At 43.8% G+C, this 13,897-nt stretch carries 17 protein-coding genes, 1 tRNA gene and 1 pseudogene; 7 read left to right on the top strand and 12 right to left on the bottom strand.

The features are described 5' to 3' along the window. Nucleotides 1–10 precede the first annotated feature (10 nt). From OPS25_RS09885 to OPS25_RS09870, 4 genes are read right to left on the bottom strand one after another with little or no spacing between them, the layout of a single operon-like run. Nucleotides 11–163, bottom strand: a complete 153-nt coding sequence (locus tag OPS25_RS09885) for a DUF2897 family protein (protein ID WP_265617537.1) — start codon at nucleotides 161–163, stop codon at nucleotides 11–13. Continuing rightward, nucleotides 160–837 (bottom strand): M15 family metallopeptidase, encoded by a 678-nt coding sequence (locus tag OPS25_RS09880; protein WP_265617536.1) that lies wholly within the window; start codon nucleotides 835–837, stop codon nucleotides 160–162. The genes OPS25_RS09885 and OPS25_RS09880 overlap by 4 nt, the downstream gene beginning before the upstream one ends. After that, a complete protein-coding gene (dapE, locus tag OPS25_RS09875) occupies nucleotides 834–1,961 on the bottom strand; it encodes a succinyl-diaminopimelate desuccinylase (protein WP_265617535.1) in 1,128 nt (375 codons plus the stop codon). The genes OPS25_RS09880 and dapE overlap by 4 nt, the downstream gene beginning before the upstream one ends. Continuing rightward, nucleotides 1,958–2,305: an ArsC family reductase gene (locus OPS25_RS09870; RefSeq protein WP_265617593.1), complete on the bottom strand. Its 348-nt coding sequence runs from the start codon at nucleotides 2,303–2,305 to the stop codon at nucleotides 1,958–1,960. The genes dapE and OPS25_RS09870 overlap by 4 nt, the downstream gene beginning before the upstream one ends. Before the next feature lie 556 nt (nucleotides 2,306–2,861). Between OPS25_RS09870 and OPS25_RS09865 the strand changes: the two genes are divergently transcribed. After that, on the top strand, nucleotides 2,862–3,293 hold the full coding sequence (locus OPS25_RS09865; RefSeq protein ID WP_265617534.1) for an OsmC family protein: 432 nt from the start codon (nucleotides 2,862–2,864) through the stop codon (nucleotides 3,291–3,293). Nucleotides 3,294–3,296: 3 nt separating this feature from the next. Here the strand turns inward: OPS25_RS09865 and OPS25_RS09860 are convergent, their stop codons facing one another. After that, nucleotides 3,297–3,740, bottom strand: a complete 444-nt coding sequence (locus OPS25_RS09860; protein WP_265617533.1) for a PTS sugar transporter subunit IIA — start codon at nucleotides 3,738–3,740, stop codon at nucleotides 3,297–3,299. Between the two features lie 75 nt (nucleotides 3,741–3,815). Continuing rightward, nucleotides 3,816–4,202 (bottom strand): ACT domain-containing protein, encoded by a 387-nt coding sequence (locus OPS25_RS09855; RefSeq protein ID WP_265617532.1) that lies wholly within the window; start codon nucleotides 4,200–4,202, stop codon nucleotides 3,816–3,818. Between the two features lie 286 nt (nucleotides 4,203–4,488). On the opposite strand from OPS25_RS09855, the gene OPS25_RS09850 reads away from it, so the two are divergent. The 4 genes and pseudogenes from OPS25_RS09850 to OPS25_RS09835 form a co-directional block, all read left to right on the top strand. Then, the gene (locus OPS25_RS09850; RefSeq protein WP_265617531.1) at nucleotides 4,489–4,857 is read left to right on the top strand and encodes a VOC family protein; all 369 of its coding nucleotides are present in this window, start codon (nucleotides 4,489–4,491) and stop codon (nucleotides 4,855–4,857) included. 79 nt (nucleotides 4,858–4,936) lie between these two features. Further along, nucleotides 4,937–6,046: a patatin-like phospholipase domain-containing protein gene (locus tag OPS25_RS09845; protein ID WP_265617530.1), complete on the top strand. Its 1,110-nt coding sequence runs from the start codon at nucleotides 4,937–4,939 to the stop codon at nucleotides 6,044–6,046. A gap of 111 nt (nucleotides 6,047–6,157) precedes the next feature. Beyond that, nucleotides 6,158–6,234: transfer RNA gene (locus tag OPS25_RS09840), tRNA-Val, on the top strand. A 142-nt stretch (nucleotides 6,235–6,376) separates the two neighbouring features. Further along, a pseudogene (locus OPS25_RS09835) lies at nucleotides 6,377–6,792 on the top strand (DDE-type integrase/transposase/recombinase); the annotation flags it as partial. 114 nt (nucleotides 6,793–6,906) lie between these two features. Here the strand turns inward: OPS25_RS09835 and OPS25_RS09830 are convergent. The 3 genes from OPS25_RS09830 to OPS25_RS09820 all read right to left on the bottom strand — a co-directional run bounded on the left by OPS25_RS09830 (nucleotide 6,907) and on the right by OPS25_RS09820 (nucleotide 9,223). Beyond that, nucleotides 6,907–7,647 (bottom strand): NYN domain-containing protein, encoded by a 741-nt coding sequence (locus OPS25_RS09830; protein ID WP_265617529.1) that lies wholly within the window; start codon nucleotides 7,645–7,647, stop codon nucleotides 6,907–6,909. A gap of 17 nt (nucleotides 7,648–7,664) precedes the next feature. After that, nucleotides 7,665–8,423, bottom strand: a complete 759-nt coding sequence (locus OPS25_RS09825) for a DUF2034 domain-containing protein (RefSeq protein ID WP_265617528.1) — start codon at nucleotides 8,421–8,423, stop codon at nucleotides 7,665–7,667. A gap of 227 nt (nucleotides 8,424–8,650) precedes the next feature. Further along, nucleotides 8,651–9,223 carry a hypothetical protein gene (locus tag OPS25_RS09820; RefSeq protein WP_265617527.1) on the bottom strand — a complete coding sequence of 191 codons (573 nt, stop codon included), beginning with the start codon at nucleotides 9,221–9,223 and terminating at the stop codon, nucleotides 8,651–8,653. A gap of 272 nt (nucleotides 9,224–9,495) precedes the next feature. On the opposite strand from OPS25_RS09820, the gene OPS25_RS09815 reads away from it, so the two are divergent. Continuing rightward, nucleotides 9,496–9,909, top strand: a complete 414-nt coding sequence (locus OPS25_RS09815; protein WP_265617526.1) for a rhodanese-like domain-containing protein — start codon at nucleotides 9,496–9,498, stop codon at nucleotides 9,907–9,909. Between the two features lie 18 nt (nucleotides 9,910–9,927). On the opposite strand, the gene OPS25_RS09810 is transcribed toward OPS25_RS09815, so the two are convergent. After that, nucleotides 9,928–10,494, bottom strand: coding sequence for a DUF924 family protein (locus OPS25_RS09810; RefSeq protein ID WP_265617525.1), 567 nt, complete (start codon nucleotides 10,492–10,494; stop codon nucleotides 9,928–9,930). A 350-nt stretch (nucleotides 10,495–10,844) separates the two neighbouring features. Here OPS25_RS09810 and OPS25_RS09805 point away from each other — a divergent pair, with 350 nt between their 5' ends. After that, nucleotides 10,845–11,918 carry a mechanosensitive ion channel family protein gene (locus tag OPS25_RS09805; RefSeq protein WP_265617524.1) on the top strand — a complete coding sequence of 358 codons (1,074 nt, stop codon included), beginning with the start codon at nucleotides 10,845–10,847 and terminating at the stop codon, nucleotides 11,916–11,918. 192 nt (nucleotides 11,919–12,110) lie between these two features. On the opposite strand, the gene OPS25_RS09800 is transcribed toward OPS25_RS09805, so the two are convergent. Both OPS25_RS09800 and OPS25_RS09795 read right to left on the bottom strand, forming a co-directional pair. Further along, on the bottom strand, nucleotides 12,111–13,094 hold the full coding sequence (locus OPS25_RS09800) for a DUF3080 family protein (protein ID WP_265617523.1): 984 nt from the start codon (nucleotides 13,092–13,094) through the stop codon (nucleotides 12,111–12,113). Between the two features lie 53 nt (nucleotides 13,095–13,147). After that, nucleotides 13,148–13,894 carry a pteridine reductase gene (locus tag OPS25_RS09795; RefSeq protein WP_265617522.1) on the bottom strand — a complete coding sequence of 249 codons (747 nt, stop codon included), beginning with the start codon at nucleotides 13,892–13,894 and terminating at the stop codon, nucleotides 13,148–13,150. Between the last annotated feature and the right edge of the window lie 3 nt (nucleotides 13,895–13,897).

The following is a 13,897-nucleotide window of genomic DNA, read 5'->3' as shown; positions in this document are numbered from 1 at the left end:
AAGACGGCACCTACCAGGTGTCGTCTTCATCCTTGTCTTTTGGTGGTTTAGATTTGAAGTCTTTTGGTATTTTAAATCGAGAACTATAGCGTAACAGCATGACATTGCCGAGCACCACGCCAAAGACCAGTAGTACGATAACAATTATCCACCCAAAACTCATAGTTTTCCTCGATTCAATACGTAACGGTCATACAATTCTTCTAATCGTATTAGAATGGCATCTTTTCCTGAAATGTCACTTTCCGTGAGCACTTTTTTAAGCGCATGGATATTCCTGGCTTCTTCGTAGCGTGAGGCGGTGGGAGAATGGCTTAAATGCCAAGGCTCTTTTGCTACCCCCCCGGTATATTGTTTAAATGGTCTGATAAACCCATACTTGCCAGCATTCTCATTCAACCAGCACGCCAGTTCATAACACGGCCCGTTTTGTTCGTACTCTGGTACAATGAGTTCAAAATTCCAGTTGCGATTTTCCACGCCGTGCCTGTCATAAACATCGAAATCTGTACCCCAGTGGTGCCTGCTCCCACCGGGTAACGCTGACCATGAGAGAATAGCTTCTATTTTCTCATCCGCTGTCAACTCAGTATGGTTTAGGCGATTACCCCGCGCATCGTATAAAGTCGTCTCACCCGCCCATTTTCGATTCCATATACTTAACTGGCGTTCAAAACTTCGATAACTGCTTACCAACTGACAATCAATTCCATCACTTTTAGCAGCGATCTGCATCGTTTTAAAAGGCGTTATCACGGCATGATGAAGTTGATGGCGTTCATCTAGGGGGATTAATTGTGAATGTGATATTCCTAACCATTCTTCATTGCTAATCATGCCAATAACCTGACCAAAATGTGATAATACATTTGAGCGAGTAATTCCAGATCGGTGACCTTCACGTGTTCATTGACTTTGTGAATAGTCGCGTTTACGGGGCCCAATTCAATTACCTGCGCGCCTGTCGGTGCGATGAAACGGCCATCAGACGTGCCTCCAGCTGTACTTAACTGCGTTTTCTTTCCGGTTACCTTAGTAATGGCAGCTTGCGCCGATTCTACTAATTCACCCTTGCCCGTTAGAAAGGGTTGACCGTTATGAGTCCACTTAATCGCGTAATCCAGCTTATGTTTGTCTAATACGTCAGTAACCCGTTTTATCAACTCACTGTCGGTAACTTCGGTAGAAAAACGGAAATTAAAGCAAACATGTAACTCGCCAGGAATAACATTGCCGGCACCGGTACCGGCGTGAATATTAGAAATTTGAAAGCTGGTAGGGGGGAAGTGAGCGTTTCCTTCATCCCAGGTCATCGAAACGAGTTCTGAGAGCGCAGGGGTTGCAAGGTGTACGGGATTTTCGGCCAGATGAGGATAGGCCACATGGCCTTGGATACCTTTGACAATTAAATCGCCTGTTAGCGAACCTCTGCGTCCGTTTTTAATCACATCTCCAACAAAATGGGTGCTTGAAGGCTCGCCTACCAGGCACCAGTCAATTTTTTCATTGCGCGCTTCGAGTGTATCAATAACGCGGGTCGTCCCATTAATAAATGGGCCTTCTTCGTCACTGGTAATTAAAAATGCAAGGCTGCCTTTGTGATCTGGGTAATCGCGAACAAAGTCTCTTGTCGCCACCATCATAGCTGCTAGACTTCCTTTCATATCAGCAGCGCCGCGGCCATGTATATAGCCATTTTTTTCGGTTGCAACGAAAGGAGGGGTATCCCATGCTGCTTCAGGGCCGGTCGGGACTACGTCAGTATGACCCGCAAAGCAGAAAACTGGGGAAAACTGCCCTTTTCGAGACCACAAGTTGGTGGTGTCATCAAATATCATTGTCTCATTGACAAATCCCAACTCACTTAACCAGTTTTGCATTAACAACTGACAGCCCGCATCATCAGGTGTGACCGAAGGTTTGTTGATCAGTTCTTTTGTGAGCTCAATAACTTCACTCATTTATTGAATACTTCCTTAAATTGCGAAGGGGAGAAGCCGATATGGTAGTGGCCGGTATGCTCGACGATGGGGCGTTTGATCATGGCGGGATATTTCGCGAGTAGCAACAACGCTTTTTCCTTATCCATATTTTGCTTGTCTTCTTCTTCCAACTGGCGGAACGTGGTGCCTCGCTTATTTAACATCACTTCCCATCCTAAATGTGGTTCAACTGAGTTTAACCAGTCTATCGTTACGCCATCTTTTCGATAGTCATGAAAATCATAGTCAATTTGATGCTCGTTAAGCCATTTTTTTGCTTTTTTAATCGTGTCGCAATTAGGAATGCCAAAGATAGTGGTCATAGTAATGCAGTAAATATCTAGATTGAAATGGGTGAGCATCAGTTTATCCTGCCGGCCTTCTTGTTGCAAAAACTGCAATTTACCCTGCAAGCGTTACATAACTGTTACCCTAATCCTGCTGTCAGAAAGAACACGTTAAGCGAAGAGATATGCTTGGAAAAAAAAATTGAATCGGTTGGGAGGGTTTCGCTGAGTCGGTTTTCACAACAAATAAGTTGTCAATTTCCCACTTGCCACCTGATTAACAAAGAACCCGCTTAGACAGATCCTCTCTAGCCAGAAGTACTCCCCTTGTCTGAATCCCGCCATCGTTGCCACTTTCTGCGATAAACTACGCTGGCCCGCCGCTCACCTGAATATGCGTTTGTGTAATTAACGTGAGTAGTAAGTTTATTTTGTTTGAAGCGCTAAGATCTGCGTTGACAAAATATGCACACCATAGAAGAACATGGGATACATCGCGTGAGTAGTTTTTTCCGCATTAATAGAAAGAATATAAACAAGGCACGAACTCTGCACAGGATATAAGCACATCAATTTTATGAAAGGATAAATTATGTCGATGGTCAGAACTGCAAACGCACAATACCAGCCCTTAGGAAAAAATGGCCAAGGTCAGGTTTCGTTAGGAAGTGGTGTAATGTCCGAACAGCCTTATGGTTTCAATACACGTTTTGATGATAAACCGGGTACCAATCCTGAGGAGTTAATCGCAGCAGCACACGCCAGCTGTTACGCAATGGCATTGTCTTTTGCGTTAGCTGAAGCAGGTTATGAGAGGGGTAAAGTGAATGTTGATGCTGCGGTCACATTGGAAAAAGATGGCGACGGCTTTAGCGTAACGCAATCAGCTTTAGTTCTAAACGCAAAAGTCGATGGAATGGATGAAAAGGAATTTGAAACGGTTGCCAACGATGCTAAGGACAATTGTCCTATCTCTAAGTTACTCAATGCCGAGGTCACATTGGAATACAGTTTTCAAAGTTAATTTTTACCAGTAGACGTCGTATAATGGATCTTCCAGCGCTACCAAGCGCATATTGTTAGCCGGAACCAAAGCACGGAGGCTTTTTGTATTGCGCACTGTTACCATACATATTGGTTCGATACCTTTAGATTTCAGCCATATAGGATTAATATTCATCAAGGGTGAACCTGCCGCAACTTCGTCGCCGACACAGACTAATCGTTGACACTTTTCCCCCATCAAATGATGTGTAGAAGCGCCTATCCTGATCCACAACTTTAGCCCTGCAGCTGAGCGCAACATTATTTCATAACCTGTTTCTGGAATTGCTTCAATACGCGCGTCAAGAGGAGCGTACAATGTACTACCCGTGACGCGAATAGCGCTACCATCACCCATCGCGCCGCAGGCAAATAACGCATCGGCGGCCTTTTTTTTAGCTACTCTGGATCCTGTAGCCGGAGACAAGATCGCAAGGTGATAGGTAAAATTGCTCGGAGGCGCGCTTGGTAAGGGAAAAATAATGATACCTTTACTTATTGGTTACTCTTCAATTACGGTATAACCCGCTTTGCGTAAAGCGCCAATAGCATCAGCCAATTTACTGTTTTTTACCAGAAAAAAATCTGTTTCAAAAGTAGAAACGATGAAAATACTAATTTTTGCTTTGGCCAGTACATCACCAATCTGCGCCATAATTCCTACCATCGATAGCGCCAGTGGACCGATAAGTTCAAGTGCCCGCCATTCCAGGTCAGAATCAAGCGAATCTACAGAAACATTCGAGGGAACGACAATGGATAGCTCTTCTCTGGTTTTACCTAAGAAAAAAAGCGGGCTAGATAGCACCTCGTCAGGAATTTTCGTACTCGACTCTAAACTGTGAATCGTAAATTCCATAGGTAAAACCGCCAGTGTCTGTTTCGACATACCATTCCTTTCTTTAATGAATTAAAAAATGTTAATCACAGTTATTAAGCCCTTCCCAGTTATCACCAGTTATCCACTTATTCTGTGGATAAGTTTGTTAAGTAGCGTGGGGTGGATTTGTAACTTGCTGAAATACTTCAAATAAATGTGCTGATTATTCATTGTTCAATGCAAGTCGATTATACATTTCAATCATTTTTTTTGTTGAATGTCTATAATTATTGTAGAGTTTTTTTAGTTTTGCAGGTTATTGTGACTCAACTTACTAGAAAAAAGGAATAAATTCATGTCCACAGATTCAAGCTCCTCATGGTGTGATATTACGGTAGAAGACGCTGAAGCCCTCGCGAATTTTTATAAAATAGTGATGGGGTGGTCGGCCGAACCTTATAATATGGGAGATTACGACGATTACGTTATGAAGGACAGCAAAGGAAATGTGGTGGGCGGAATATGTCATGCTAAGGGGGCTAATGAATCTTATCCAACAGGTTGGATCCAGTATTTTACGGTAGCTGACTTGACCAAGTCATTGAAAGAGGTTTTGCGCAGCGGTGGGGAGCAGATAGGCGATGTTCGTTCACATGGTGACGCACAATTTTGTGTAATCAAAGATCCTAGCGGGGCATATTGCGCTCTTTATCAGGCGGCTTAATTTTAAATCAAGTGTTGAATTGTCTAAACGACCTGCTAAATTAGCCTCCCCAATGTATTAAATAACGGGAAGGATAACGTTGGCAGCACCATTGGATATCTATGCCGGACCTTCGGCAATGGCTGCGTTGAAGCAGCATGGCTTTTATCCCTTACTTTTTAAATATTTTCTTGGTGCCTCAGGTGGGCCTAAGTGGTTCGTATTAACTGGCCTGGATCGCGTAATCTTTCCCGCATGGTTTCAGCGCCGAGGAGGGCAGGTTCAGGTAATTGGCTCTTCTGCCGGTGCGTTTCGGGCTGCTTGCTTTGTACAGGATAATCCGCTCGCGGCCATTAATCGGCTGGCCCATATTTATGCTAATACGACCTATCCGAAAAAAACAAACGAATCCGACGTTTCCCGCAGCGCCAAGCAAATAATTCACGACATGCTGGGGCCTGAAGGGGTCATGAACGTGTTGACAAATGAGCGCTTCAAGTTACACGTTTTTGTCGCCAAGTGTCACGGAATGATGAAAAATCACGGTCGGCTGGCGCAACTTGGGGGGCTCACCATGGCGGCCAGTGGAAATGCGATTCACCGTCGCTATCTGCAACAACAATTCAGCCGATTCATTTTTTCTGCCCCCCATAGCAAGTTTGATATAACCGATCCCTACGATCTGAAGACAGAGCACCTCGAATTTAGTGAGAACAATGTCAAAGACGTGCTATTAGCTTCAGGCTCTATTCCCATTATTATGCAAGGCGTTGAGCATATACAAGACGCACCGGCTGGCGTATACCGCGATGGTGGGATTATCGATTATCATTTTGATCTTCATTTCGGGCCTGAACCTGGGCTGGTGCTCTATCCCCACTTTTACCCGCGCCCTGTGACCGGTTGGTTCGACAAGGGGTTGAAAGGAAGGTGGCCCCATGCAAATAGTTACGATAATACTGTTATGTTAGTACCCTCCGCTGATTTTGTTAATGCGCTACCATTCAATAAAATTCCTGATCGCAGTGATTTCAAAAAGATGAATGATCAAACGCGGATTACCTACTGGGAAACGGTCATCCAGGAATCAGACAGGCTAGGGGAGTATTTTATGAAAATTACGGAAGATCAGTCGATAGTCGATTTGATCAAACCGCTGCCGTTTAACTGCTTACCCTTAGTGAAAGAGACTAAACTGACTACCGTTTAGACAGTTAATCGGTTTGAGTTGAAATTGTGCTTGCGTCACAGCGGGAGCATCGTTATTATACGCGCCGTTCCAACGACTTCCACGTTAGGAACGGCAGCAACTTCTTATATTGCGTCTATAGCTCAGTTGGTTAGAGCGCTACCTTGACATGGTAGAGGTCCCCTGTTCGAGTCAGGGTAGACGCACCATCTTATTTTTCGCTTAAATTCAATAGCAATCTTTAATCTCTACAAATCATTGGCTTATATAATATTTTAGTTCATTAGCGTTCAGCTGGGATTGTTAAAACTCATAATTTATTGCAGTGTCGATTGTAGTGTTGAACAATTTTTGGTGGTTTGGCGCGTGATGAAGTCGCCGCAAATGCAGTTGATATTGGATGCGCTGGAGCAAGCCTTGTGGGCACACGGTAAGCCAAAAAGCGTTATTCATCATAGCGACCGCGGCAGTCAATACCTATCCATTCGGTACTCTGAACGATTATCTGACGCGGGCTTTAACGCTTCTGCTGGTAGTGTCGATGATTCATCTGACAACGCACTGGTAGAGACTAGCAATGTTTATTTAAAACCGAAGTCATCTATAAAGATGGACCTTGGAAAGAATTGGAGCAGGTTGGACTTGTCACGCTAGACTGGGCTAACTGGTTTAACATAAAACGGCTGCTAGAACTCTTTGGCTACATTCGACCTGTTGAATATGAGGAAAGCTATCATCGACAACTAGTCGAAGATGCGGCAGCATGACTCAAATAAATTTGCCTCCTAATTTACCGATGCGATTCACATTTAGATGAAGAATGAGTAAAGACACAAAGATCCAATATACTAAGATCAGAAAACATATGGGAATATACGAGTTCAGCTTTTCGGGCGATACAGAATTATCTGTGTCGTCCCTTTTCCTTTTTGACGAGCCATATCAAAGACAGTGGAAAGCTTAGCTATTACATCTGTTACTTTTGTGGAGCCATAGGTTCGTGGGTCAAAGTCGGGTTTGGCTCTTTTTAGAAAGCTTCCAGCAGGACCAACATTCACCCAACCGTCATCGTTTTGGTAAAGCTCCCACGCTTTAAGAAGTGCAGGTATCAACTCTTCTACTCCATTTAATGTATTAGTTCCTGTTTGCTTTGATTTGTCTGACTTTGATACCTGTCCGGCCTCTAGGTTTTCAGTAAAAATGAAATCGTCACAGGCGTTCCTAAACGAGATGGGTGTTTTCTTTTCACCTACACCAAACACAAACTTTTCTGACTCTCTCAACCGCGAGGCTAACTTAGTAAAGTCACTATCACTTGATACAAGCGCGAATGCATCTATTCTTTCTGAATAGAGTAAATCCATAGCATCAATAATCATCGATGCATCTGTAGAGTTTTTGCCTGTCGTGTAAGCGAATTGTTGAATGGGCTGGATAGCTAGTTCGTTGAGTGACGTTTTCCAATTCTTTAAGGCATCAACGGACCAGTCACCATAGGCACGTTTGATTAATACATCGCCGTGAGCGGATATTTCATCCAATATCGCGGATAATTTTAAAAGTTGGGCATTGTCTGCATCGATAAGTACAGCGACTTTTTTGTGGACATCCAAGTCTTTCATTATTCCTCCTTTAATCTCTATTGAGTATAGCGACATTTGGGAAAGTGAGTGCATCCTAAAAAGCTACTGCCTTTATTGGGGCCGCGCTTCGCTTGTCGTTCCACAAGGGCACTGCCACATCTGGGACACGATATCTGTCTATCCGTTGCTAATGCTGAGTCAGTTTGTACATCTTTAACGAGCGAAAGCAATTGGTTTCCATTTAGTAACTCGATTGGTTTATCAGAAGCAAACTCCACAGCTTGTTGGGTAAACTTGCCTGAACAGACGATAATAGCTTGGTTAGCATTACCGGCAGTTAGCACGCCGAACATTTCCCGCACTACACTCACACCAACTTTTTGCGCTCTCCACTGCTTGCACTGTACAAGCACTAGCTCATCGCTTTTCCTTAACTCCAGGTCAATCCCACCGTCGGCACCAAAACCACCTTCTGTTACTCGATATCCCTGTCTGCGAAAGGCTTCTGCAACCAGCTCTTCAAAATTGCGCCAGTGCAAATCGCGCACGGTTTGTAAATTACGCTGGGCATTTAACTGTTTGGCCTTACGGCGAGAATTAAAAAACGCAAGGGGGGCAGCTAACAACATCAGGCATGCGAGATAAGGCGCGGGGATCACAAAGGCTTTAAATGCCATTGCGGAGATTTGGTTATCGGTTTGAATGGATGGCAACACATGCACCATCACCACATAGGCCGTGGCGGATACCAGTACCGACACCCACCATGGTAATTCTGCCAGCAGGTCAATAAAGATGGTTTTGATTCTCGGCATTCACAAACATCCTTGTTTAAATTACCTAAAGTGTACTCAAATGCTACTAAGAATAGGGTATATATCTTTATCGTGTGGTATTAAGCTAAAGCATCCCACCACCACGAAATATAAAAAGTGTTTCACTAAGTAGGGGCGTGATATATTGCACCACCACTACTAATCTAGACGCGTCCTAGCCTTGGTGTAAAGTGGACGGCCCCAGCCTGAAGATATATGCCCCGGCTTCAGCACACTTTTCTCCGTCGGAATAATCCGAAACCAGTTATTGCCACCACGCTTGCAATCAAAGGTTCAGGCACCTCAGAAGTAAACAACTCTCCATTGGTGTCGGACATTTCCAGATAACTATTCGGGCCAAAAATGACATACTCTTCTAGCGGGGGAAACGTGGTCGCGTTTATTAAATAGTAGGAATCGAGAGTGAACTGGAATTCCCAGAAACCAACTTCCAGGTATGGATCAACGTTCACGAGGGGATCAAATTCACCTTGGTATGCCATGGTCAGACTTTGATGGTCGGCACTAATGGCGTGGCTCGCAGTTTCTTCCCCGAAAACTCGAAATACAACCCGACCCATAGAAGCTAAGTTTACCCTTTCAAAATTAATGACAATTCGCGCTTCCTGTATCACTCTTATTGGTGAGTTTTCAATATCTAACAAGAGATAGTTCGCCCCTTCTCCATCATCTGACTTATACAGGGTTTCTCCTAGTAACTGGTCTAAATTATATCTCACTACGGTGGCGTGGGATGAGAGCGAAATAAAAAGAACAAGCAACGTAATCAGAGCTTTCATAGTAAATCCTTTTTTTAAAACAAATAAATATGCTGAATACTAAAATAGGCTTTTGTTAATATTTTTTTGAGATTGTAAAAAGTCGGTACTGCCTGACCAGTCTACACAAGCCGCATTAAAAAAAGATAATTAAATTTTTTGTTGTTAAATTATTTTTTGGTATTTCGAAGCAATCACTAGCCGTGGATATATCGAGTATTTTCAGGATGAATTTGTTTGGTTGTTTTGTAGACAGTAGTGTGAGTAACTCAACGGGAAAGGCGGAGAGACTTATGGCATTATCAATGGGGTATCGCGATCTGTTATCAAAAGCGGAGAACTGCGTATCTGCTGTTACGCCGGATCAGGCCAGTCATGGAATGTATAATCCCGACGTGGTGCTGGTTGATATTCGTGATATTCGGGAACTGGAAAAAAGCGGACAAATACCAGGCGCATTCCATGCTCCTCGTGGAATGATAGAGTTTTGGGTGGATCCGGAAAGTCCCTATTTCAAGCCTATTTTTGGTAAGGACAAATCCTTTATTATCTATTGTGACTCGGGTTGGCGGGCAACGCTGGCGGCAGCTACTTTAGCGGAAATGGGGCTCACCTCAGTCAATTATCTTAAAGGTGGATTTAATGGCTGGAAAGCGAGCGGTTATCCTGTTGAGCCAGTGGCAAAAGAGGCATTAGTGCTAAGCTAAAGAACACTAGATTCTAATTTAAAATGCACTGTCAGGCTGCTTCAAAAAAGCATTTTCATCATGCGTGGATGCTCGACCTAAAATCAGGTTTCTGTGTGGATAACGTCCAAATCGCTGAATAATATCCCGGTGTTGTTTTTCGAATTTCAAATTCATTTCAAGCCCATTGATTGAGAACAGTTCCATCGCGATATCATGCATGGGAAGTGACTCGCTATGCATAAAAGGCATGTAGAGAAAAGCTCGCTGATCAATAGTTAGCATTTTATCCGCGCCTATACTGATGGCTTCCTGAGATAATGCCAAGGCAAGGCTATCATTGGCGAAAGCTAGTGCGCTCTGCCGGTAAATATTTCGGGAAAACTGATCAAGAACAATAATCTCTGCTAGCCGACCTTCCGAGGTAACGCGCCAGGGCCAAAGTTCACATCTTGTGGCCGCATCATGTAAGTGTGCATAGCGAGATGCAATCAGTTTGTCCAAGTTAGGATCTTTTTTAAACCATTGTTGTGGACCCAGCTCATCAAACCAAAAAGCAATTACGTCCGACGCTTCTTCAATGGAAACACTTACTTTCTCTACCATTACCTTGCTCTTGGCCCCACTGGCTATTTCGTTAGCAATGCTGGTTTTTTACCCTACTTTTATTTGTAAGTAATTGAAGATTAATTAGATCATAAAATTCTGCCAGATGAAGTGGGGGGGCGTTAGCCTGTAAAACTCGGAAAAGAGATCACGACTCAGGTGGTAGACGGAGTAAGTGCAATATGCGCTAAGACAATCTTTTCGTTTTGATATAGGCACAAGTAATCTTCACTCTTTGTCAGGGTAAATCCATGAGAAGAAGAAGAGGTGTATTTAACGTGAAATTAGGATCTTATCTGCTTATTTCACCGTAACTTTCTTTGTGTGTAACCAGCTTTGAAGGACGTGGTTTGGAGAATCTGACAGGGTATATTAAAGGGCAAAGTACTCCATTCAGTGAGGCACTTGTCAGCATTAAATCGAGCATCTATGAAGTCAGTATTTCATTTTTAGAACGTATTCCCAGTCTCGCCTTAGGCGCGGTACTGCTGCTTGCTCTTATTCTTCTTGCATCACCACTGTCCCGCGTAATTCTTAAACCATTTAATTATGTTACCCAAAGTGATCTCATTCGTTCGGTATCGAGACGGGCAGTCTCCTTACTGATCATTCTATTGGGGTGTTATCTGTTTTTAAAGCTTGCCGGCTTAACTGAATTTGCAGTCGCGATCATAAGTGGCACTGGGGTACTTGGACTTATTCTTGGTTTCGCATTTAGAGACATTGCAGAAAATTTTATTTCAAGTTTGCTTCTCACTGTACAGCGACCCTTCAAACTGGGTGACATTATCAATGTGAACGAATATACGGGAGTGGTACAGAAGGTCACCACCAGGGCGACCACCCTGGTGGATTTCGATGGTAACCATATACAAATTCCCAACGCCATTATCTATAAGGGGGTGGTAAAGAACTATACGACCAATCATAGAATGCGGGGAAGCTTTGTCATTGGTATCGGCTATGACAATAATGCCAAATTAGCGCAACAACTAGCCACCCGATTACTGGCTGAACACCCCCATGTACTGGACGAACCCGAACCTCAGGTGCTAGTGGATAACCTGGGTTCATCCACAATGAATTTAAAAGTTTATTTCTGGATAAATGTTGAAGTAGTAAGCGTTTTGAAAATGTCATCAGTACTCATGCGCGATATTGTCGCACTATTTGATAGTAATGGGATCAGCATGCCGGATGATGCCCGTGAAATCATTTTTCCTGAAGGCATAAGGGTCACCCAGGCCGCGTCAGGTGGACATGAGCAGAAAACTGAACTGTCAGCAAAATTGAAAGCGAATTCACCTGCGCGTGAGTCGGATGTGGCGAAAAGTGCAGATGATGATGTAAGCAGTGAAGCGCAATCCATTCGTCAGCAAGCGGCGCAGACAACCGACCCAAAAAGTGGTGAAAATATTCTTTAACCCTATTTGCAAAGGGGTGGAACGCGTTTTCTAAAGAGGCTGTCTATCTCCAGACATGCATGGTTTGCATGGCGTCTGTACGGGGCCTTGCTGATTCTATTTTTCGTTGTCATTCTCAGAACGGGTTCAGCTAAGGGTTGATATTAAATACACTCATGCTGAGCCAACCTTACTCATTGGCAATGCGTTTACCTACCTGTTCGCAGAGACTTCCATGCCGCATTGTTTGAAAAAATTTTGCCACATCAGGACATGCTCATGCATGGCAGTTTTGTAGTGAGAAAAACCATCCTGAGTGTGTTTGCGAAGGTACTGTTTAAACGGAGGGCTTAAGTGTTTATCGGTGATCCAACGTTCCCATATAGGCAAAAGTTGGTATTGATAATGATTTAATTCACTGCCAATGGGCTGAATTTGTTGGATAAAAAATAGCTGAAAGACATTCCGTAATATTTCGGCTTTACTGAAGTCTGTGGTCTTACTACAGTCCAATTCCTCGAGCTCGGTGGACACAAGTTGAGTAATATTGGTTAGCTGACGCGTGAGCACCATTTGTGTGCGCCAAAGTTTTGCCGGCAGTCTGGAAAGGTACAGGGTTGCCAAACTGGCTTCTACCTCTTTATTGACGACTTCTAATGGTTTGTCTTTTAGAGAATCTAAATACGACAGCGCAACCACTGAATTCATTTCGCTGTGGGTAGACCTGGTAACTAACGATGCGTTACTGACACTTAAAGCAACTTTCATTTCATCACTCTTCTGAATTAATAACGCCCATAACGCAGAAAATTGCGCCTGTTTGATGCGAAATATCTCTCCCACACGTTTCGATAGTCCAGCATCCGTTAGTGCAAGAGACAGTTCGCAACGCTCTAGCAGGGTGAGTAATTTAGCTTCATAAATAAATCGTTGAGACAGCGGCTGTACTTTACCAAGAGTAGTATTTCGTTCCGCGATGAGTGATGACACTTCACATTCGTTCAGGCGATTAAAGTCAATCAGGTTGATGTTGAGTTGTTGAATCGCCTCAGGGTTGTCCGGCAGGTCTGGTAAGTGAAGCTCGGGACTGCGAACCGGTGTTACCACCTCAATATTCAGCACACGTTGAAGGCGCTGCTGGTAGTCATCCAAGGTGGTTTCTAATGTGGGTTGGTAACTGCATGACAGCAGACTCACAGTAAATACAACCCATATACAGCGCAACCTTGACCGGTAAAGAAACTTAAGCATCATGCGATAGCATTGGACTGAATACTTCTACCCCCATCTACATACAGCGTCTGTCCGGTTACATAGTCTGCGATGAGGAGAAACTGCATGGCATGGGCTATTGCCTCTGGCGTACCTAAGCGTTTTAGCGGGACAGTAGAAATTAACTGCGCTTTTTCATCATTACTCATTTCCCTTTCTGGCCATAAAATTGGACCCGGCGCGATGGCGTTGACGCGCACGGCAGGAGCTAGTTCGCCGGCTAAAGATCGTGTTAGCGAACTCAACGCAGATTTTGCTAGACAATATACTGAATGGGACGGAAGCGGCCTGTCAATATGCATATCAGTAAGATTGATGATGCAGCCTCGTTGTTTTTGTAATGAAACTTTTAGCGCTTGCGCTAGAAATAACGCACCCTTGACGTTACTACCTACTAATTCATCCCAAACCGTAGAAGTAATTTCTCCTAATGGGGTAGGGTAAAAAGCTGAAGCATTATTGACCAATACATCGATTCTGCCAAAAGCCTGCAGCGCCTCATCAGCCATTTTTTCCACTTCATTAATATTGCAAAGGTTTGCCTGAACAATCTCAGCTGAATCAGCTCGCTGAGCATTAAGCTGCTGTTTAAACGTTAAAGCCGCCTTTTCCGAATGGTGATAATGTACAATTACGCGATATCCATTTTGGTGCAAGCTTGTTGCCAGCGTCTTTCCTATGCGTTTGGCCGCCCCAGTAATTAACGCCACGGGTGAATCGGTCATAGA

The organism is Alteromonas aquimaris (genome assembly GCF_026183695.1).
In the GTDB taxonomy this organism is placed as follows: Bacteria; Pseudomonadota; Gammaproteobacteria; order Enterobacterales; family Alteromonadaceae; genus Alteromonas; species Alteromonas aquimaris.
Note: the sequence above shows the minus strand (reverse complement) of the source record. Positions and strands in the feature narration are given on the sequence as shown.